This is a genomic window from Mesorhizobium sp. M0598 (genome assembly GCF_040320865.1).
Taxonomy (GTDB): domain Bacteria; phylum Pseudomonadota; class Alphaproteobacteria; order Rhizobiales; family Rhizobiaceae; genus Mesorhizobium.
Map to the genome: position 1 here is coordinate 146764 of NZ_JAMYQL010000008.1, position 20398 is coordinate 167161.

Sequence of the window (20398 nt, forward strand, 5' to 3'; positions counted from 1 at the left end):
CCCGCGATGCCTGGCCCAGCTCGCGCGCGGCCTTGGAGAGGTTGCCCGTATTGAAGGCATTGCTTGCCGGCATTGGTTCAATGCTCCCAGAAATAGACGGTTGCGGGCTCGGGTTCCCAGACCTTCGCATTGTCTATGCCGGGCAGTTTGGTGAGCGCACGATATTCCGAGCCGAAGGCGACATACTGGTCGGTTTCGGCCATTACGGCGGGCTTGCAGGCGATCGGATCGCGCACCACGCCGAAGCCGTTCTTGGTGCCGACGACGAAGGTGAAAAAGCCGTCGAGATCGCTCAGCGTGCCTTCCAGCGCCTCGCCCAGATTCTTGCCATGCGCCATCTGCGAGGAGAGATAGGCGGCAGCGACCTCGGTGTCGTTCTCGGTCTCGAATGTCATGCCTTCGCGGATCAGCTCGCGGCGGACATTGTTGTGGTTGGATAGCGAGCCATTATGCACCAGGCACTGGTCGGCGCCGGTCGAGAACGGATGCGCGCCCATCGTCGTCACCGCCGATTCGGTCGCCATGCGGGTATGGCCGATGCCGTGCGTGCCGGTCATCTCGCGGACGCCGAAACGGTCGACGACCGCTTCCGGCAGCCCGACTTCCTTGTAGATTTCGACGACGTCGCCGGCGCCCATGATGCGGATGTCGGGGCGCAGCGTCTGGATCGCCTCGCGCGCTTCGTCGATCTTGGCAGGCATCGCCCGGACCACGGCATGCGTCGACTTCGCAGCAATGCTGACCGGCGCGCCGATCGCCTTGGCGAGTTCGGCGTCGAGGCCGCGGAAATCGCGCTCCGGCTTGGCCGACTGGATGGTGATCTTGGCTTCACTGGAGGGCGCGCCATAGATGGCGATGCCGGCGCTGTCGGGACCGCGATCGCTGAGCGAGATCAGCATCTCCGACAGCATCGCGCCAAGCTGGGGCTCGAGCGACTTGTCCTTCAAAAACAGTCCGACGATTCCGCACATGTCAGCCTCTGCGAGTTTGTTCCCTCCGAGATGTATCGAATGAGTCCCGGGAATTCAATTGGTATGAAAAAAATTTTCCTGTCGTTATATATCGGCTGAGGCGCTGCCGGCCGCACTATCGCTGCGCTGGCCGCGATTGTGAACCCATTTGGCATAGCGGATGCGGGCGATCTTGTAGGCATCCAGGATCGACAGGGCATAGATCAGGAAGCCGCCGGCATGGCGTCCGACGAAGCCGGCGTCGGGCGGCGCGATCTTGGCGGTGACCCAGGCGAGGATCACAATGAAGAACAGGAATTGCAGGCCGCGCACCGGCACCCCGAGCACGACATGCCCGCTCGCCGGCAAGACGATCGCAGCGCCCAGAACCAGATAGGGGCTCGGTGGTGCGGGGGAGGTGGTGATCTGGCTGGTCATGCCGCTTGCCGTTCGCTTTGATTGATGGCATCGCGCAGCGCCGAAGCCGACGACAGCAGCCTCTCGATCAGCACCGGATCGAGCCTGACCGTGCCGAATTCGGCTTGCCGGAATACGCCGTAGCGCGCCCGCTCGGCCTCGGCCAGAAGCCAGACGATGCGCACGCCGTTCGGCGTGATCAGCAATTCCTTGGCGCGCTCCTCGGCAAAGATATCGAGGTGGCCGGCGATGACGGCTTCGGGGAAGCGCACGCCCTTGCGGTCGCTCCGCAGCACCGCCTCGGCCGGAAACCCCGCCGCCTTCGGCAGCGTATGGACGAGATGATCGAAATTGGAAAAAGTCGTCGGCGATCCCGGCCGCATCATCATATCGAAAGTGCCTGGTATCGCGACCTTTTCGGTGATCGAAACGCTCAGCCAGCGCGCCGGCAGCTTCCTGATCGCCAGCGTGTCGACGATGGTCCGCACCTGCACCCGCCGGCCGTTCCACGAGCCGGCGAAGGTAACGACGCCGGCAGTGCCGTCCGAGACGTTGGCCGCGTCGGGGATGACGGCGCGGACGCCGGCTTCGTCGGCGGCAAGCCCGGTCGAAGCCTTGGCGCGGCTGGCCCGCGCAAGCCAGGCTACGTGGAGGACGAGAGCCAGGGCAACCGCCCCGGCGAGCGACGCTGAGATCATTTCAGACATCTCGTCATGCACAGGCGCGCCCCATTCTGGGGCAGGGCTCTTGTATAGGAAGTCCCCCTCATCCGGCCGCGGAGCCTGTCCTCGGGCTTGCCGGAGGCAAGACCCGTGGGCGGCCACCTTCTCCCCGCTGGGGAGAAGAGCCTGGCATCAACGCCGGCGATCTCCTCTCCCCTCGGGGAGAGGTCGGATTGCCCCGAATTGCCCTTCGCAATTCGGTTGGCAATCCGGGTGAGGGGGCATTTTCCCATATGCGATTGCGCTGCGTTTTGGGGTGAGCCTCCTTTACTCCTGTCAGTAGCCCTGCGGCTTCGGCCACGGCATGGTGAACTGGGCACCACGGCGCACGAATTTGTAGCGGTAGAAGTGGAACCACAGCGAGATCAGGAAGTAGAAAGCGACCATGGCGATCAGCTGCGAGCCGAAGCCGAGGAAGATCGCAAAGAAGGTGACCACGCAAAGGCAGAACAAGACGATAGCCGGCAGCGGATGGAACGGATGGGTGTAGCCGCGGCGGATCGAGCCGAGCGGCCACTTTTTCCTGAACATGATGATGTTGATGCTCATGAAGGTGTATTGCAGCACGCCCGACAGGATCGAGAAGGTGATCGCCTGGTTGAGGTCGGCGATGAAGGCGAAGGCGAGCGCGATCGGCAGCAGGAACAGGATCGAGCGATAGGGCGTGCGGTATTTCGGATGCACCGCCGAGAACCAGGTCGGCAGATAGCGGTCGCGGCCGAGCGAAAACCAGGCGCGCGCGGCGTCGTTGATGCAGCCATTGGCGGAGGCGAGCGCGGCAAGCAGCGTCGCGATGAACAACAGGTTTTCCAGCAGCGCACTGCCGGTCAGCTTTCCCGCGTCCCAGAGCGGGTACGGGGTGACGCCGAGATATTCCCAGGGCATCAGCGAGGCGCAGACATACCAGGTCATGGCGGCGGCGATCAAAAGCGTGATCATGCCGGCCATCGTGCCATAGGGCAGCGAGCGCGCCGGCGAGCGCACTTCCTCGGCGGCCTGCGTGGTGCCCTCGATGCCGAGATAATACCAGATGCCGAACTGGAAGGCGGCGATGACGCCGATCCAGCCATAGGGCAGCGCATTGCCGGGGGTGACTAGGTCGTTGAGCTTCAGCACGGCGCCTTGCGTCCACGGGCTGACCGAAAAGAACAGGATGACGATGGAGACGTAGGCAATGGCGGTGATGACGAAATTGACGTTGAGCGTCATCAGAACGCCGCGATAGTTGAGCCATGCCAGCACGACGATAGTGGCGGCGATGAAGGAGTTGTAGCTCATCCCTTCGACGCCGGCCTTGGCGACGATTGTTTGGCCGAGCAGTATCGCGTCGGAGACTTCGAGCATGGTATAGGCAAAGACCAGGAACAGCGCGACGTTGAAGGCCATCAGCGGCCCGACGATGTGCTTGGCCTGGGCATATTGGCCGCCGGCGGCGGCGACCGTTGAGGTGACCTCGGAATCGATCATGGCGACGGAGGTGTAGAGCAGGCCGACGATCCAGCAGACCACCAGTGCGGCGAGCCCGCCGCCCTTGTCGGCGGAGAAGTTCCAGCCGGTGAATTCGCCGACCAGAACGATGCCGACACCGAGCGCCCAGACATGGGCGGGGCCGAGCACCCTGAGCAGTGAAACCCTGTCGCCTTGCACTTGCACCGCTGGTTCAGCCGTGATCGTCATCGTTCAATCCCCCACTCATATCCGGTGTTTTTCGGACACGGCTTCAAGTTCGCCTTCCCTGGACGAGGTCAGCATCTCTTCGGAATAGGTCGTGTCGATCTTGAACCAGTCGTAGAGCATCCACAGCGCGAGCACGATCGAGATGCCCCAGCATGCGTAAGAGAGTGCCACCCACATGACGATGCTTCCCTATCTATTTGTCGCCGAACTTTTCGTCGATGACGTCACGGTATTCGCGGTCCGATGCGCGGAACAGAAAGATGAAATAGCCGCTCAGCACCGCCGCCATGATGATCAGCGTCGGCCAGTCGATGATGTAGTGGAACCGGTTCTGGATGATGTCGTGCGCGGTTTCCGGCGTGTAGCCGAGCTTTTCCCAGATCGAGGCCATGGTCGGGTTTTGTCCGAGCGCTTCCCACGTCTTGGCGTCGAGCGCGTCGATGGATTTTGCCGCCCCTGCCAGCCCTAGTTTCAGCGGCAGCCACAGCGCGACGAAAATCGCGACCACGACGACGGCGATATCGAAAACCTGTCCGGCCTTGCTCTGTTCGGGCGGTGTATAGCGGGCCATGCGTCTCCCCCTCAGGACTTGCGGTTGCGGTAGGCGTCGGCATTCTTGATGTCGAGGCCGTAGATGAAGTCCTTGTCTTCCTTGTAGTGGTTGACCATCGCCAGGATCGCGGCCGTGTTGAAGATCAGCACGGCGGCGGCGGCGACCGCGACGACGAGCTTGATGCCGGCGTCGGGGACGTATGGCCATGTCATGAACAGGACAAAGAGGATCGTCGCCCACAGGCAGACGATCAGGAGCATGGATCCACGCACGTCGGAACGGTACAACGCTTCCACGCGCTGTTGCAGGTCGGACATCGGCTTTCCCCTTTTTCAACGCCGGTCCGGATTGGCCGGTCATTGCCCTCTTTCAAGAGAGTGAAATTTTTTTCATAAAATCCGGCCGAATTCTGGAATTGTCAAGACGATTTTACGCGACGTTAACCGTTTGTTTGGGCTCGCCGGATTTGCCTGACAATGAAATTATTTGCTTACGGGTATTGCAGGCTCCCGGCGTTTGCGATCAATATTCAAGGCAACGCTCCCGCCTGTGTGCAGGGAGCAGGGGAAAGCAAAAAAGTTTCTTTCGAACGGAGGACCAGCGGATGACGGCATCCTGGAGATTTTCGACGCTTGCGGATCGCCATCGCGCGCTCGGCTCGAAGCTCGAGGACTGGAGCGGCATGGGCACCGCCTGGACCTACGACAAGGACGCCGACGAAGAGTATATCGCCATCCGCACCAAGGCCGGCCTGATGGACGTGTCCGGCTTGAAGAAGGTCCACATCACCGGGCCGCACGCCTCGCACCTGATCGATCTGGCGACGACGCGCGACGTCGAAAAGATCTATCCCGGCAAGTCGGCCTATGCCTGCATGCTCAACGAGGCCGGCAAGTTCACCGACGACTGCATCCTCTACCGCACCGGCCCGAATTCCTGGATGGTCGTGCATGGCTCGGGCACCGGCCATGAAGAGCTGCAGCGCGCTTCCGTCGGTCGCGACGTGTCTCTGCGCTTCGACGACAATCTGCACGACCTTTCGCTGCAGGGGCCGCTAGCCGTGGATTATCTGGCAAAGCATGTGCCCGGCATTCGCGACCTCAACTATTTCCACCACATGCAGACGCAATTGTTCGGCTTCCCGGTGATGATCTCGCGCACCGGCTACACCGGCGAGCGCGGCTACGAGATCTTCTGCCGTGGCCAGGACGCCGGAACGATCTGGGACAGGATCCTCGACGAGGGCAAGAGCGCCGGCATCATCCCGTGCCGCTTCACCACGCTCGACATGCTGCGCGTCGAGAGCTATCTGCTGTTTTACCCCTACGACAATTCGCAGAAATACCCGTTTGAGAACGAAGGCCCGGGCGACACACTGTGGGAGCTTGGTCTCGACTTCACCGTCAGCCCCGGCAAGACGGGCTTTCGCGGCGCCGAGGAACACTACCGCCTCAAGGGCAAGGAGCGCTTCAAGATCTTCGGCGTGCTGCTCGAAGGCAGAGAGCCGGCCGACGAGGGCGCACCGGTCTATCGCGACGGCAAAAAGGTCGGCGTGGTGACCTGCGCAATGTATTCGCCGCTGGTCAAAAAATCGATGGGCATCGCCCGGCTCGAGGTCGACTGCGCGGTGCAGGGCACCAGGCTCGAGATCCGCAACAAGAGCGGCGCCATCAGCGCAATCGCCGAGCCGCTTCCTTTCGATGATCCGAAGAAGACCAAGCGCACGGCGAAAGGCTGAGGCATACTGCGGGTATGGCAGCGAAAAGCATCATCAGCCGCCCGGTCTATGGGACCCTGTCTCCGCAGCCTGGCAAGCATCATCTTTTCATAGCGGATGCAGAAGGAGCGCTGGCGATTGCCGATCTGGCCGCCAAGGCACCGGCGGATTTCTTCGGCGGCGCCCACATCATCTTCATTCCCGGCCGCGACGGCAAATACGCCGATGCGCTCGAAGCCCTGAAGCCGGCGCAGTTCTACCTCGGCCATTCCTTCGCCAGCGCCCTGCCGCGGCTGAAGCAGACGCTGGCCAACGCGCATATGGGCCTCAGGCTCTACCTTGCCGGCACCGAAGGGCTGATCGGACAGGCCATGCAGGCGGCGCTCGAAGCCGGCATCGACCACACCTCGATCCAGACCGAGCATCGCGGCTCGCTGGCGCGCCGCATGCAATGCGTCCACTGCAAGGGCATCACCGAGAACGTGACGACGCAGCCGGCGACCTGTTCGCATTGCGGCCTGCTGCTTCTGGTGCGCGATCATTATTCGCGGCGGCTCGCCGCCTTCCAGGGCGTCTGCATCAATGCCGAGGACCGCAGCGAAATTCCTCCGATCGAGGAGGTCTTTCGATGAGCACCGGCACCACCAAGCTCGATGTCCTCGTCAGCGATGTCGTCCCGGTCAACGAGCTGGTGACGCGCTTTCATTTCCGCCGGCGCGACGGCGAGCTTTTGCCGACCTTCTCCGGCGGCGCCCATGTCGTCGTCGAGATGCGCGATGGCGAACGCACCAGGCTCAATCCCTATTCGCTGATGGGCTCGCCGCTCGACACCCGCGAATACACCATCTCGGTGCGCCGCGACGACGCCGGCCGCGGCGGCTCGCTGTTCATGCACAGGCAGGTCAGGCCGGGCACGGAGATGGTGGTCAGCTATCCCGTCAACCTGTTCTCGCTCGATCTGCGCGCCAGGAAGCATCTGATGCTGGCCGGCGGCATCGGCATCACCCCGTTCATGGCGCAGACCGCGCAACTGGCGGCGGAAGGCGGCAATTTCGAATTGCATTACACCTGCCGCACCGCCTCGCTCGGCACCTATGCCGACCTGCTGAGAGAGCGCTACGATCGCCGGGTCAGGCTCTATCACGACGACCGCGACGAGCGCGTCGATCTCGACCGGCTGCTGTCGTCGCAGCCGCTCGGCACGCATCTCTATGTCTGCGGTCCGTCCGGCATGATCGGCTGGGTGCGCGAGCGTGCCGCCGCCCTCGGCTGGCCTCGCGAGACCGTGCATTTCGAGCATTTCGCGGCCCCGCAGCCCGGCGCGCCCTTCGACGTGACGCTGGCGCTCAGCGGCAAGACCATCCGTGTCGACGAGCAGCAGAGCCTGCTCGAGGCGATCGAGGCGGCCGGCGTCGATCCGCCCTATCTCTGCCGCGGCGGCGTCTGCGGCCAGTGCGAGACCAACGTCATTTCGCATGACGGCAAATTCATCCACAACGACCACTGGCTGAGCGAGGAAGACCACCGTTCGGGCTGCAAGATCATGCCCTGCGTCTCGCGCTTCGAGGGCCGGTCGCTGGTGCTGGAAAGATAGGAGGCGAGCTTGGGCATCACCTTTCGCAAGGAAACGTTCCGCGACGACTTCACCTTCAGGAACAGCCCCGAGCACATCAGGCGGTTCCCGTTCCCGTTCCATGAAGACAGCTACATGTATGCCGTCAACATCGAGCCGCATGTCGTCGGGCCGAAGGGCAGCGTGCTGGAGAATTTGATCGACGTCGACGAGCACTATGTCGCCGAGATGCAGGACCGCGCTTTGGTGCTGGCCGAGGATCCGCTGCGCTGCCAGTCGCTGCCGCACATGACGCTGGCCGGCTGGGATCTGCTCGAGCTTTTGATGGAGCAGCAGGCGCTGGGCTATCCCGAGCATTTCACGCTGACGCGCGATGGCGACCGCTGGCGCTGGATCAACCGGCCGCTCGGCATCGACGACAGCTTCACCTTCGGCGACGTCTCGACGCTGCCCTATGGGCCGATGGAATACATTACCCGCCAGAGCCAGGGCGATTTCTGCATCCTCGACCAGCGCGACGGCAATCTGTGGATGGATGCCGGCATGGTCACCACCCAGGCCGACTGGTCGCTCGATTTCGACATCGGCATGAACTTCTTCGAATGGCACGCGCCGGTGCCGCTGGCGCATGAGAAGGGCATCTTCGTCCGGGCACTGAAGTTCCTCACCAACATCCAGCAGGGCAAGCCGGCGCGCCGGCTGAACTGGACGATGACCATCAATCCGCGCCTCGATACCAGCCCGGAAAATTACCACAAATGGGGTCCGGACCGCGCCACGGTGACGCCGGAAAATGTCGGCGACAAGGTTCATCTGCGCGTCGAGCTGCAGAGCTTCTGGCGGCTGCCGCGCTCGAATGCGATCGTCTTCCCGATCCGCTGCTACCTGATCAAGATGGACGAGCTGGTGACGCAGCCGAAATGGGCACGGCGCCTGCACCGCGTCATCCGCGACCTTCCCGACGAACTCGCCGCCTACAAGGGCCTGACGCGTTACCGTGCGACATTGGTCGAGTGGCTGTCGAAGTTGGATGACGGCAGTGCGACGTCGGTGGGTTTTGGGCCTGATTGAGTTTTTCCTGCTGATATTTGCGCTGCCCTCTCAAGCTGCCAATCTTCCCCCCAAGAGGGGGAGATGCCCGGCAGGGCAGAGGGGGGCGCCGTAGAGCGCCGGCCTTCCCACAATGCCCACTCCACCGCTTCGGCGAAGATCACGACGCGCCAGCCAGCCCAGCCACAATCACGATATGCTGGCAGACATTGTTGATATCGCGGATAACGTCATCATTCCAGAAGCGAAGGCTGGTCCAGCCCAGCGCTTCGAGCTTTGCGGTTCTTGCAGCGTCTATCCGACGCTTCGGCCTCAGCGTGCTGGGAACCGTCGAGCTCCACGATCAGCTTTTTGTCCGGGCATGCAAAGTCGACGATATAGCCGGCGATAGGCATCTGGCGCCGAAACCCCAGTCCCATCAGCCTGTGCGCCCTGATCTCGTTCCAGAGCTTCAGTTCGGCATCGGTCATCACCTTGCGCATCCTGCGCGCATTGCGGCGATTGTTGGCGGGTACTGGATTATGCGTCATCGCGGTTCGCCCCCCTCTGTCCTGCCGGACATCTCCCCCTCAAGGGGGGAGATTGGATGTCACCTCAGCTTTCGCCAATCGCCAACGCTGCAAAAGAGGCGTCGTCGGCGAAGCTGCCGATCTCCCCCCACGAGGTCCCACGAGGGGGAGATCGAACTCTCACCCCGCGCTTTGCGGGTAGCAGATGATCGACAGATAGCGCATCGGCAGAACGCTCAGCACTTCCGGTCCGTGCGGCGCATCGGCGTCGAAGAACAGGCTGTCGCCGGGCTTCATCGGGTAGAGATTGCTGCCGTGCCGGTAAACCACCTCGCCCTCGAGCATATAGAGGAATTCCATGCCCTCGTGCTGGAAGGTCGGAAACACGTCGGAATCCTCGGTCAGCGTGATCAGATAGGGTTCCACGACGACGCCGCTGGTGTTGGAGCCGATATGGCCGAGCAGATTGTACTGGTGGCCGGCGCGCGTGCCGCGGCGTTCGACGTCGAGGCCTTCGCCGGCCTTGACGAAGACGGCACTGCGCTCTTCCTCGAAGCGGCGGAAGAATGCGGTGACGGGAACGCCGAGTGCCCGCGACAGCGCCTGCAACGTGGTCAGCGACGGCGAGGTGATGCCGTTCTCGATCTTCGACAGCATGCCAAGCGAAATGTCGGTGGCGGCAGCCAGATCGGCGACGGTGATGCCGAGCTTCTTGCGGAATGCCCGCACCTCGCGGCCGATCGCGACCTCCAGCACTTTTTCGCGGGTGTCGCGAATGGCGTGCGGGTTCTGGGTGAGCGGCGCGCGTATCTTGCGCGGATCGATTGCAGCGACCGACGGCTTGGCTTTGGCGGCGACGACGGCCGCAGCGGGCTTTAGACTGGATGCTTTTTTCGCCATGTTGCCACCCCGGACCTTGCCGATTCATTTCACTCACGGTGAACATATTCGGTGCCGATACAGAAGCGCAACTGCCACGGCAAGCCACCCGTGTCGAATTGCGCAATGTCCGGATTTCGCCCGAGCTACTGCGTCGCTTGGAAATCCAGCTGGGCGAAGCGCGGTTTCGCGACAAGCCCTGTTGACAGCATCGAAGGGGCAATTACTGTCCTGTCAGTGAAATTTGTTTCGTTAGGGAAATGAGATCGGGAGGCCCGCAATGAAAGATCGTGTTGCCGTCATCGGAGCCGGGCCGTCCGGCATGGCCCAACTCAGGGCCTTCAAGTCGGCCGCTGACAAGGGCGCCGATATTCCCGAGATCGTCTGCTTCGAAAAGCAGTCCGACTGGGGCGGCCTGTGGAACTACACCTGGCGCACCGGCCTCGACGAGCACGGCGATCCGGTGCACGGCTCGATGTACCGCTATCTCTGGTCGAACGGGCCGAAGGAATGCCTCGAATTCGCCGACTATACCTTCGAGGAGCATTTCGGCCGGCCGATCGGCTCCTATCCGCCGCGCGCCGTGCTGTGGGACTACATCAAGGGCCGCGTCGAAAAATCCGGCGTGCGCCAATGGGTGCGCTTCAACAGCCCGGTGCGCATGGTCACCTTTTCCGAAACGACAAAAAAATTCACGGTCACCGCGCATGACCGCACCAGCGACGTCACCTACTCGGAAGAGTTCGACAATGTCGTCGTCGCCTCGGGCCATTTCTCCGTGCCCAACGTTCCCTATTTCGAAGGCTTTTCGACCTTCAACGGCCGTATCCTGCACAGCCACGATTTCCGCGACGCGATGGAATTCAAGGGCAAGGACATTTTGATCATCGGCCGTTCCTATTCGGCCGAGGACATCGGCTCGCAATGCTACAAATACGGCGCCAGATCGATCACCTCCAGCTACCGCTCGAAGCCGATGGGCTTCAAATGGCCGGACAATTGGAAGGAAGTGCCGCTGCTGCAGAAGGTCGTCGGCAAGACCGCGCATTTCAAGGACGGCAGCACCAAAGACGTCGACGCCATCATCCTGTGCACCGGCTATCTCCACTCCTTCCCGTTCCTCACCGAGGATTTGAAGCTGAAGACCGCCAACCGTATGTGGCCGGACGGGCTCTACGAGGGCGTCGTCTGGGAGAAAAACCCGAAGCTGTCCTATATCGGCATGCAGGACCAGTTCTACACCTTCAACATGTTCGACGCGCAGGCCTGGTTCGCCCGCGACGTCATCATGGGCCGCATCAAGCTGCCCTCGGCCGAAGCGATGGCCGAGCACGGCCGGAAATGGCGGGCACGTGAAGAAACACTTGAAGACGCCGAGCAGATGATCTGGTTCCAGGGCGACTACACCAGGGAGCTGATGGAGCAGACCGACTATCCCGGCTTCGATGTCGAGGCTGTCAATCAGACCTTCATGGAGTGGGAGCACCACAAGGCGGAAGACATTATGGGCTTCCGCGACCACGCCTACCGCTCGCTGATGACCGGCACGATGGCGCCGCTGCACCATACGCCCTGGCTGCAGGCGATGGACGATTCAATGGAAAGCTATCTCGAGGTGAAGGGCGTGGCGGCGGAGTAAGCAGTCCGAACGGCGATTGACTTGCCTCAGTTAACTTCCCGCGCCGGGTCGGCTGCCAGCGCCACGGAATTTGCGACGTGCTCGAGGTGCTCCTCGCTCAGGATGCTGGTCGCGACGCGCACGGCGCTGGTCTTTCCGGTCGAAAACTTCGCCCCGGCATGGACCGCGATGCCGTGTGCGGCCAGCTGGACGTCGACCGAAAACATTATCCCGACAAGTGTTGTCGACGGGGGGCCGATCGGCACTCCCGCCGCAACAAGCCTCATGTGGTTTTCTCGCGGCCGGGCCGATTTAGGGTGCTCGCGTATATGTGAATCTTCGCGATATGGGCGAGCACCTCGGCCTTGCTTGGCCCGCGAGCTATGACAGCCCAGTCGGTTGAGGACGGGCGGGTATCCTTTCCAAATGAACGAGACATGGTCTGATCTCCTGTGGTTTCGGTTGCGAAGCGTTCTCGGCGCTTACGGGAGATCGCACCGCGCGAGGAAGCAAAGCGTTTGAAGGCCCGCCGTTTCGCTGATTGCGGATCTGGCGCTGTTCACGACTGGTTGACGCAAAAAAACCTCTCGTTTTCCCACTGTTGTTCCCACTGCACGTCAAACGCTGCCGGCCGAGGTTTAGCCGTCCGGGGCGATCCCGGTCGCGCAACATCCGAACCCAGGAGTGAATGACATGCAGGACGATACAATGGTCATGGAAAAGGCTTCCGTTAAGAAGGCGTCGCGGGAGCCGAGGAACGGCGTCAATACGCCCACCCTTCTGGCCACCATCAATGCCGTCGCGGGCCAGCCGGAGCTTGCCAAGTTCCAGTTCCGGGCCAAGAGCCGCTGGATCACCGGCACGCACAGCCGCAGCACGATGGCCAACTTCTTCGGCGCTGGCGCCGAGCAGCCGCATGTGACGGCATACCAGGCCGACAGCGATCATCCGGCGGTCCTGTGCGGCGAAGACAACGGCCCGACGCCGGTCGAATACCTACTCCACGCGCTTGCTTCCTGCCTCACCGCCGGCATCGCGAACATCGCGGCCGCGCGCGGCGTGACGCTGCATGAGGTGGAATCGACCGTCGAAGGCGACATCGACCTTCGCGGCATCCTCGGCATCTCCAACGAAGTCCGCAACGGCTACCAGGGCATCCGTATCTCCTTCAAGATCAAGGGCGATGCTTCGGCTGAGAAGCTCGAGGAAATCGTAATGCAGTCGCGCGCCCGTTCCGCGGTGTTCGACGTGCTGACCAACGGCGTGCCGGTCTCGGTTGCCGTGAAGGGCTGATCTCCAGTTCGGAAGAGCAATATCGCCGGCCTCGTCCCGTAAAAGGATGGCGCCGGCGATCTCGTACCCCTGCTTACAAGGCGCGAATTCCATGCGACGCACAGACGTGGCCGTTATCGGCGCCGGACAGGCGGGTTTAGCCATGAGCCGGTGCCTGTCCGAGCGCGGGGTCTACCACGTCGTGCTGGAGCGCGGCCGCATCGCGGAGCGCTGGCGCAGCGAACGGTGGGATTCGCTGCGCCTGCTGACGCCCAACTGGATGACACGCCTGCCCGGCGGCGGTTATCGCGGAGCCAATCCCGACGGCTTCATGACAATGGCCGAGACGGTGGGGTTCCTAGAGGATTACGCGTGCTCGATCACCGCACCGGTGGAGGACGGTGTGGAGGTGCTTTCGACCGAAAGGGTCGACGGAGGCTTCCGGCTGCTGACCGATCGCGGCCAATGGAGCGTGCGTGCGGTCGTGGTCGCGACCGGATACAGCGACCGGCCACGCATTCCGCCACTAGCAAAGCAGATCTCCTCCCGGATCAGGCAGGTCGTGCCGCGGGACTATCGCAATCCTCAGCACCTGCCCCAGGGTGGCGTTCTCGTGGCCGGGGCCTCGGCGACCGGCATACAACTTGCGGAGGAGATCAATCGCTCCGGACGCCCGGTGACCCTGTCGGTCGGCAGTCATACACGCCTACCGAGGCTTTACCGCGGGCACGACATCCTGTGGTGGCTCGACCGGCTGGGAATGCTTGCCAAGCCTGTCGCTGAAGTTCCGGATCTCACCGCGGCACGGCGGCAGCCCTCCCTGCAGCTGATAGGCACACCCGAGCGCAGGACGCTCGACCTTGCCGGTCTTCGGGAGCAAGGCATTCGTCTTGTCGGTCGAGCGGCTGCCGCCTGCGATACACGCATTCGGTTCAACGGCGATCTCGCCGAAACGACCATGGCGGCGGAACGCAGGCTGAGGCGCGTGCTGGCCAATATAGACCGCGCGGCCGCCGGCGATGGCCTCTACTCGATCGATCCCGGTTCCATTCCGAGCCTGATCCTGAGCGCCGAGGCGACCGAAATCGACCTCATCGACCAGGGTATCCAGACGATCATATGGGCTACCGGCTATCGCCGGGAATACCCATGGCTGAAGCTGGATGTGTTCGACGCCCGGGGCGAAATCCTGAACGATGGCGGCGTCTGCGCGTATCCGGGACTCTACGTGCTCGGCCTCAATTTCATGCGCCATCGAAGCTCCAGCTTCCTCGACGGCGTCGGCCGCGATGCGGAGGCGCTGGCGGCTCACCTGGCAATGTTTCTCGACGTCTCCCGCCGAGCAGCGGCCTGACCGCCGAATACAACGCTAGCGCGGCAAAAATCGACGTTGCCTTCAACGATGAAGCTCACGGCGGACAACGACAAGGGCTCACTGGCGCCGCAGTCAGCGCCCGCAACCATGGAGAAAATCAAAATGAGTGAAATGGTGAACCCATCCCTGTGCCTCACCAGAACGCGAGGTTTGCGCTGGGCTGGCGGAACAATGTTGGCCGCAGTCTGGCGTTTCATTCGTATCCAACGGGACCGTAGACAGCTTTATGAGTTGCCGGACTACATCTTGCGCGACATCGGCATCACCCGCTTCGAGATCAACTGGATCACTTCGTTTGCCGGGCGTGATCCCAGCCGCCGCACGCGTTTTTTGAGGGCGGAGGAGGGCGGGGCTCGATGATTGCCGCATCGACGTCCCACGTCTCGCATAGGGCGTGCCAGGCACCGCTTGTCATCGCCCTGCACTGCTCAGGCGGCAGCGGACGGCAATGGCGCAGCCTGGCGGAGCGGCTCGATGACAGCTACCGGCTCATCGCACCCGATCTGATCGGGGCGCCGGGCGGCGGCACCTGGACTGGTGCCGGCGCTTTCCATCTGACCGACGAAGCCGCCGGTATCCTGGAGATGATCGACCACCATGACGGGCCTGTGCATCTTGTTGGCCATTCCTATGGTGGTGGATTGGCCCTGCATATAGCAGCGGTGCGTCCAGACCGGCTGGCCAGCCTCTCCCTTTATGAGCCGTCTGCCTTTCACCTGCTGCGCGAGCTGGACTGTGAGGGCCACGAGGCGCTCGGCGAAGTCTTGGCGATCGCAGGCACCGTCCATGACGGCCTGATCAACGGCAGTTACCTGACCGCGACAGCTCATTTCATCGACTACTGGGGTGGGGCCGGCATCTTCGCCGCGATGAAGCCGGAACTTCAGGCTGCACTCGTGCGGTTTCTGCCGAAGGCCAGCCTGGACTTCCACGCATTGATCCATGAATCGACGCCAGCAAGCGAATATGCCCGATTTGGCTTTCCGGTCTTGGTATTGCGCGGCGAATTTGCACCAGTTCCGACGCGGCTCATCGCCCGCGAACTCGTTTCCCGCGTTCCGGCCGCAATCGGGGCGATTGTTCCTGGCGCCGGACATATGGGACCGCTGACCCACGCAGACGTGGTGGCGGATCGTTTGGTCCGGCAGATATCGTTCCATGACACCGCGGGGTCGCGAGCTGCGTGACCGCGGCTTGCTTGCCCTACAGGCAGCGCAAACCTTCGAAGCAGATCCCTGGATGCGGAGGGATCAAGCCGTAACCGCCATGGGAACGCGATCGGGCAGGACACTTCCGGTCGGCTCCTCCATGCCGGAGAAATCCTCCCGCATCTGCATTTCTGTGTAGAGCTTGGCCGCTTGCGCGAGAGTTGCATCCGCGCCAGCAATCTTGCCGCGCCGCTTCGCGAGCCCGAGAGCTAGCAAGGAGCGGGCAAGCTCCGGCCGCAATTCAACCCGCCTGGCAAGATTGCAGGCCTGTTCGAGCCAGCCAATGGCCGATCTGGAAGGCTTCAGCTCGGCAAGGCCGCGCAGTACGATGATCTCGCTCCACGGATCGCCGCGTCCCCGCGCAAGCTCGAGCGCATGGCCGAGATTGGCCGCAGCTTCCGGCTCATACAGGCGCGCACGCACGCATGCGAGCACCGCGCGCGCGTGACATTCGAACTGGGCAAGATCGAGCCGCTCAGCCTCGGTCACCGCCATTTCCAAGGTGGCGCCCGCGTCGTGGTTGCGGCCGAGCAGGAATTCCGCATGCCCGAGCACGGTCAACAGCCATGGCCGGAGTAGGATAGATGCGCTGGTAGCGGCTTCGGAGGACCACAATTGCAGCGCCTCGACAAGCGCCGGCTCGGGGCCGCGCAGGACGCCCACCACACCGGTGAAATAGGCGGCCGCGCAGCTATCGATCGGGCGCGCCACTTCGGCGGCGACCTTCTGCAGTTCGGCAAGCGAACGTTCCGCATCATCGAACCGGCCAAGGCGTGCTTCCGCCTGCGCGCGGTGCCCCAGGTACCAAACCGCACGCGCACCGAGCTGTCCGAAACGCTCCAGACGCCAAGCTTTGGTGAACCTCTCCTCATGCGGAACAAGCCGCTCCAGCACCTGCCGCGCCTCGCTGCGGATCAGAAGCGCCTGTGAGGCGGCCAGGTCCGACTCGCTTATGCAGCGCTGCACGCCATTTGCCGTCGCGCCGCGCTTGAGTGTGTCGGCCGGTTCCAGCGCCTCCTCGTAGCGGCCGTGGGAGCTGTTGAGATAGCTCAAGTGGAGCAACACGTCGGAGATGAGTTGCGGATCGCCCAGTTCCATGGCCAGTTCGCGCGCTTCCAATAGCTGCGGCAGCGCCTTCCGATAGGCACCCAGGGCGCCGTAGGCGGGCCGCATCCGCACCCGCAGGTTGATCGCCTGGGCGAGGGTTTTCGGATTTCGGGGCAGCGCGGCGACTGCTTTGCGGGCGTTTTCGAGGAACTGGACCGCGGCGGAATAGGCCGAGCGTTCCTCGGCCCGGCCCGCCGCTTGCAGCAGATAATCCGCGGCCGGTTCCCAAGCCTCGGCACGAAGCGCGTGTTCGGCCAGTTCCTCGATGTGGTGGTTCAGCGATCCGGCATAGAGTCTGTCCATCGCAACCAATGCAGCCCGATGCAGCCTTTTTCGGTCCTCCGCCAGGAGAGATTCGTAGGTCACCTTGAGCGTCAACGCGTGCTTGAACGTATACTCCACGTGAGGATAGCTCTGGACCTCGAACAGGAATTCCAAACTCTGCAGTTTGGCCAGGCATACCCCCAGCTCCGCCTCCGAGAGCGGCGAGAGCGCCCTCAGCAGGGGATACGGAACATTCTTGCCGATAACCGAAGCGAGTTGGAGTGCCTGCCTTTCCGAGTCACCCAGCTGCTGGATACGTGCGGCGATGAGCGATTGAACTGTCGACGGGATGGTGATGGAATCCACTGGCCTCTTGAGCTCGTAGCGGCCGGACTGGCCGGCAAGTGCACCGTCCGCAACCAATCCGCGCACCATTTCTTCCAGGAATAGCGGCGTGCCCTCGGCCCGCTCGGCAAGCGATTGCCGCAGTTCCCCCAAGCTGGGATCGGATCCTAGCAATTCGGTGAGGAACTGCTCCATTTCGTCCCGCGCGAACCGCTCCAACCTTATCTGCTGGAAATAGCCGCGGCGGTTCCATTCGTGTCGGTACTGCGGCCTGTAGGTGGCGAGCAGCATGATACGGTTGGCGCCCATGACCTCGACCAGCCTGTTCATTACGGCCTCGCTCTCGGCATCGATCCAGTGCAGATCCTCGATAAGCACGGCTACGGGCGAGGCCCGGCTCAAGGCAACGAGAAATGCGCTCATCGCCTCGGATACCCGTGAGGTCCGCTCCCGCGCATCGAGATGCCACCAGGAAGAATCGTCGACCGGCAGGTCCGCGAGGAAGGAAAGCGGCGCCGTATGACTTGGATCCAGGTCCAGTTCAGCCCGTTTGAATGCAAACAGGCGCTGGGCTTCCGCCAAGCCGTCTTCGCCACGAATGCCACAAGCCGAGAGCAGCAGCTTCTTTACAGCACCCAGAGTAACTGATGAATCAAACTCCAGACCGCCACATTCAAGCACAGTAAAACCGGCCACCTCGTCGAGGGAGAGAAATTCATGGGCAAGCCTCGACTTGCCCATGCCGGCGTCGGCGACGATCCCGGCGACCTGGCCGTGGCCCTCCCTGACCCGGCGCCAGATTGCAAGAAGGATTTTCAGCTCGAGCTCGCGCGCCACCAGTCCGGTGAGGCCGCGATTGGCCCTCAGGTGCCAGCGCGACAAAGCGTGATTTTCGCCCAACAGCTCGTAAATGCGTTCCTCGTGGCCAAGTTGCGGATGCTCCGAATGCGCTAAGCGGTGCATCTGCACATAGCCCCCGGCGGCTGCGCGCGCCCGGCCTGTCGCGGCGATCGTCGCACGGTGCAAGGCACGCATCAGCCGGTTGGCCGCACGCGGCGCGGCTCCGGCCAGTTCAACCTTGCTGGCTTTGGTCGTCCATTGCTGCCGCACGATCACCTCGCCGGTGTCTATTCCGGCCCTCAACTGGATCCCGCCCTGGGAAAGCTCCTCCACTGCCAGCTTGGCCGCAAGCGCGGCGCGGCATGCAAGATAAGCGTGATCCTCGGTGGCGCGAGCGAGGCCGAATGCTGCGGTGATTGTCCCGTCAGCAGCCGACGTGACGACGCCGCCATGGCTCTCCACGACGTCTATCACCCGATCCTCGACGGGCTGGAATTCGCGGATCGCCACTTCCGGATCCTCCGTTTCGAGGAGATGCATGGGACTGACCACTTCCGCGGCCAGCACTGTTATGTATTGCCGAGAGCGGTTGATTCCCAAGGACGCCGGAGGGCCTGCCAGTTGCTGCGTCTGTTCGGGGTCGGCAAGGAAACGACGCGTTTCGTCGACGAAGGTCGCGAATGCCGGTTCGTGGCCAAGCAGCACGTGGTTGACGCTGTCTAGCGCAACGAAACGCGCGCCGGGGATTTTCCCAGCCATCGCCTGGCCATGATCGAACGGAATGACCGCGTCTCCCGTAGCATGCATCACCAGGGTCGGGACGCGGACCCGCGGTAACAGCTCGTCAACGTCAATGACGGCGCCTTCCTCGAAGATGCGATGGGCAATCTCCGGCGAGACGGTATTGCGTTGCAACTCGTTATACCAATTCCTCTGTTCCGGCGTTGCTTCCGGAATGAAGAGGGAGGTGAACATTTGCCGGAACACCGGGTCGTCTTGGCCCCAGCCTTCCTGAATCAGCGCTCCCATCGCTTCGCGGCGCGCTATTTCGCGCTGATTGCCCCGTTTGCGCCAACCTTTGGTGAATCCGCCATACAGCACCATCCCCGCCACACGCTCTGGATGCCGGACGGCATAGGCTATCGAAACGGCGCACCCCTGGGAAATGCCAAGCAGGGAAACGCGGCGCAGACCAGCGGCATCGATGATGCTCTCCAGGTCGGCAACCATGGCCTCGAAGGACAGGTCGGCGGGATACCGGTCCGACAGGCCGTTGCCGCGCTGGTCGTAACGTATCAGCTGGTAGTGCGCGGAGAGGCCCTCGATCCAATGCTTCCACACCGGACTGTCCCATTCGAGCTCGAGATGGGACATCCAGTGGGCGGCCCTTACCAAAGGGGGGCCTTGACCACTCAAGGAATAGGCCAAGCGCGCGCCGTCGGGCGTCGTGCACCGGCGAATCTCCTGCGCAAGGATTCGCTCCGGCGGAGAGGCAAGCTGTATCTCCGACGCAGGCAAAACACGCGTCGGAGGGACGTTCTCATCGGCGGGAGCGACCCCGATGTCGCTACTCGAAGCGCGGCTCTGGACCATGGCGGATTGCCGTGCTGCCTCGCTCAGCCGGCGGATGTCCGCTCGAAGAGCCTCGTCCCCAGGCTCCAACCCGTCCAGGACATGCGCGTACGGAAGTGCCCGCGCCGGCTCAAGCCGGTCGACGAGCACCCGAAGGATGCGCAGATGCGTCACGTGCAGTTCGTCGGCGGTCGCAATGCGCCAGGCTTCGAATTCCGGACAGCGCGGCAGTGAAAGATCATCCAGGAAACGGCCGCGGAACGCTCCGGCGAGGGCCTCCAGTTTCTCCGGTCCGAGAGCCTCTATGTCACGACCGCCGAGGCCCCGGAGCGGCGCGATGTCCAGCACGACTTCGCTGGTGTTCAGGCGAACTGCGTTGCGGTCGGCTTGCAGGATCTCGCCGTTCCCGAGGTCGACGACCTGTCGGATCTTCGAGAGACTCCAGCGCAGGGCGCCGCGAGGATCGTCCGGTACCTCCCAGAACATCTCGCAAAGGCGCTCGCGCCGCTGCGGGCGCTCTACGAGCGCAAGATAGGCCAGTAGCGCCCGCGTCTTTTTCGAAGGCGGCAAGGAAACGACCTCGCCAAGGCGAAGGACGGTCAGACCTCCGAGAACGCGAATTTCGAGCGACACTTTGCCAATCCCAGTCGCTGCTAAATTAGCCATGGATTGTATCAAGTCCGTGCCGTTGCCGAAAGCGTTCGTTTCCGGAAGCGTGAGGTTTCCGCCTGCGCTCTGATTTGCCTTCCC

Annotated in this window: 19 protein-coding genes and 1 pseudogene; 9 read left to right on the top strand and 11 right to left on the bottom strand. The window is 62.8% G+C overall.

Annotation, left to right across the window (positions count from 1 at the left end):
- Positions 1-77: 77 nt before the first annotated feature.
- The 7 genes from NKI59_RS13360 to NKI59_RS13390 form a co-directional block, all read right to left on the bottom strand.
- Positions 78-971 carry a class II glutamine amidotransferase gene (locus NKI59_RS13360; RefSeq protein WP_352704675.1) on the bottom strand — a complete coding sequence of 298 codons (894 nt, stop codon included), beginning with the start codon at positions 969-971 and terminating at the stop codon, positions 78-80.
- Positions 972-1055: 84 nt separating this feature from the next.
- The gene (locus NKI59_RS13365) at positions 1056-1388 is read right to left on the bottom strand and encodes a hypothetical protein (protein ID WP_352621137.1); all 333 of its coding nucleotides are present in this window, start codon (positions 1386-1388) and stop codon (positions 1056-1058) included.
- Positions 1385-2074 (bottom strand): hypothetical protein, encoded by a 690-nt coding sequence (locus tag NKI59_RS13370; protein ID WP_352704677.1) that lies wholly within the window; start codon positions 2072-2074, stop codon positions 1385-1387. Before NKI59_RS13370 ends, NKI59_RS13365 begins: the two co-directional genes overlap by 4 nt.
- Before the next feature lie 291 nt (positions 2075-2365).
- Positions 2366-3766 (bottom strand): APC family permease, encoded by a 1401-nt coding sequence (locus tag NKI59_RS13375; RefSeq protein WP_352621141.1) that lies wholly within the window; start codon positions 3764-3766, stop codon positions 2366-2368.
- 15 nt (positions 3767-3781) lie between these two features.
- Entirely contained in the window at positions 3782-3943 is a 162-nt protein-coding gene (locus NKI59_RS13380) for a hypothetical protein (protein WP_023673991.1), read from the bottom strand.
- A gap of 16 nt (positions 3944-3959) precedes the next feature.
- Positions 3960-4337 carry a hypothetical protein gene (locus NKI59_RS13385; protein WP_352621143.1) on the bottom strand — a complete coding sequence of 126 codons (378 nt, stop codon included), beginning with the start codon at positions 4335-4337 and terminating at the stop codon, positions 3960-3962.
- Positions 4338-4348: 11 nt separating this feature from the next.
- On the bottom strand, positions 4349-4636 hold the full coding sequence (locus tag NKI59_RS13390) for a hypothetical protein (RefSeq protein ID WP_023673993.1): 288 nt from the start codon (positions 4634-4636) through the stop codon (positions 4349-4351).
- A gap of 287 nt (positions 4637-4923) precedes the next feature.
- On the opposite strand from NKI59_RS13390, the gene NKI59_RS13395 reads away from it, so the two are divergent.
- Genes NKI59_RS13395 through NKI59_RS13410 form a run of 4 tightly spaced genes read left to right on the top strand, consistent with a single transcriptional unit; the run spans position 4924 to position 8680 of the window.
- On the top strand, positions 4924-6057 hold the full coding sequence (locus NKI59_RS13395) for an aminomethyl transferase family protein (protein ID WP_352621145.1): 1134 nt from the start codon (positions 4924-4926) through the stop codon (positions 6055-6057).
- Between the two features lie 14 nt (positions 6058-6071).
- Positions 6072-6668: a dimethylamine monooxygenase subunit DmmA family protein gene (locus NKI59_RS13400; RefSeq protein ID WP_023673995.1), complete on the top strand. Its 597-nt coding sequence runs from the start codon at positions 6072-6074 to the stop codon at positions 6666-6668.
- Positions 6665-7630 (top strand): PDR/VanB family oxidoreductase, encoded by a 966-nt coding sequence (locus tag NKI59_RS13405; protein ID WP_352704679.1) that lies wholly within the window; start codon positions 6665-6667, stop codon positions 7628-7630. The genes NKI59_RS13400 and NKI59_RS13405 overlap by 4 nt, the downstream gene beginning before the upstream one ends.
- A gap of 9 nt (positions 7631-7639) precedes the next feature.
- Positions 7640-8680: a heme-dependent oxidative N-demethylase family protein gene (locus NKI59_RS13410; RefSeq protein ID WP_352621149.1), complete on the top strand. Its 1041-nt coding sequence runs from the start codon at positions 7640-7642 to the stop codon at positions 8678-8680.
- Positions 8681-8819: 139 nt separating this feature from the next.
- Here the strand turns inward: NKI59_RS13410 and NKI59_RS13415 are convergent.
- A pseudogene (locus tag NKI59_RS13415) lies at positions 8820-9189 on the bottom strand (endonuclease domain-containing protein).
- Positions 9190-9348: 159 nt separating this feature from the next.
- Positions 9349-10068, bottom strand: a complete 720-nt coding sequence (locus NKI59_RS13420; protein WP_352452528.1) for a helix-turn-helix domain-containing protein — start codon at positions 10066-10068, stop codon at positions 9349-9351.
- Positions 10069-10327: 259 nt separating this feature from the next.
- Between NKI59_RS13420 and NKI59_RS13425 the strand changes: the two genes are divergently transcribed.
- Positions 10328-11686 (top strand): trimethylamine monooxygenase, encoded by a 1359-nt coding sequence (locus NKI59_RS13425; protein ID WP_352621151.1) that lies wholly within the window; start codon positions 10328-10330, stop codon positions 11684-11686.
- Between the two features lie 26 nt (positions 11687-11712).
- Here the strand turns inward: NKI59_RS13425 and NKI59_RS13430 are convergent, their stop codons facing one another.
- Entirely contained in the window at positions 11713-11892 is a 180-nt protein-coding gene (locus tag NKI59_RS13430; RefSeq protein ID WP_352704681.1) for a hypothetical protein, read from the bottom strand.
- A 466-nt stretch (positions 11893-12358) separates the two neighbouring features.
- Here NKI59_RS13430 and NKI59_RS13435 point away from each other — a divergent pair, with 466 nt between their 5' ends.
- From NKI59_RS13435 to NKI59_RS13450, 4 genes are read left to right on the top strand one after another with little or no spacing between them, the layout of a single operon-like run.
- Positions 12359-12958 (top strand): OsmC family protein, encoded by a 600-nt coding sequence (locus NKI59_RS13435; RefSeq protein WP_023674002.1) that lies wholly within the window; start codon positions 12359-12361, stop codon positions 12956-12958.
- A gap of 46 nt (positions 12959-13004) precedes the next feature.
- On the top strand, positions 13005-14291 hold the full coding sequence (locus tag NKI59_RS13440; RefSeq protein ID WP_352621157.1) for an NAD(P)-binding domain-containing protein: 1287 nt from the start codon (positions 13005-13007) through the stop codon (positions 14289-14291).
- 48 nt (positions 14292-14339) lie between these two features.
- Positions 14340-14672, top strand: a complete 333-nt coding sequence (locus NKI59_RS13445; RefSeq protein ID WP_352704683.1) for a DUF1127 domain-containing protein — start codon at positions 14340-14342, stop codon at positions 14670-14672.
- Positions 14669-15499: an alpha/beta fold hydrolase gene (locus NKI59_RS13450; RefSeq protein WP_352621159.1), complete on the top strand. Its 831-nt coding sequence runs from the start codon at positions 14669-14671 to the stop codon at positions 15497-15499. The genes NKI59_RS13445 and NKI59_RS13450 overlap by 4 nt, the downstream gene beginning before the upstream one ends.
- A gap of 63 nt (positions 15500-15562) precedes the next feature.
- Here the strand turns inward: NKI59_RS13450 and NKI59_RS13455 are convergent, their stop codons facing one another.
- Positions 15563-19996: an alpha/beta fold hydrolase gene (locus tag NKI59_RS13455; RefSeq protein ID WP_352704685.1), complete on the bottom strand. Its 4434-nt coding sequence runs from the start codon at positions 19994-19996 to the stop codon at positions 15563-15565.
- Positions 19997-20398: the final 402 nt, after the last annotated feature.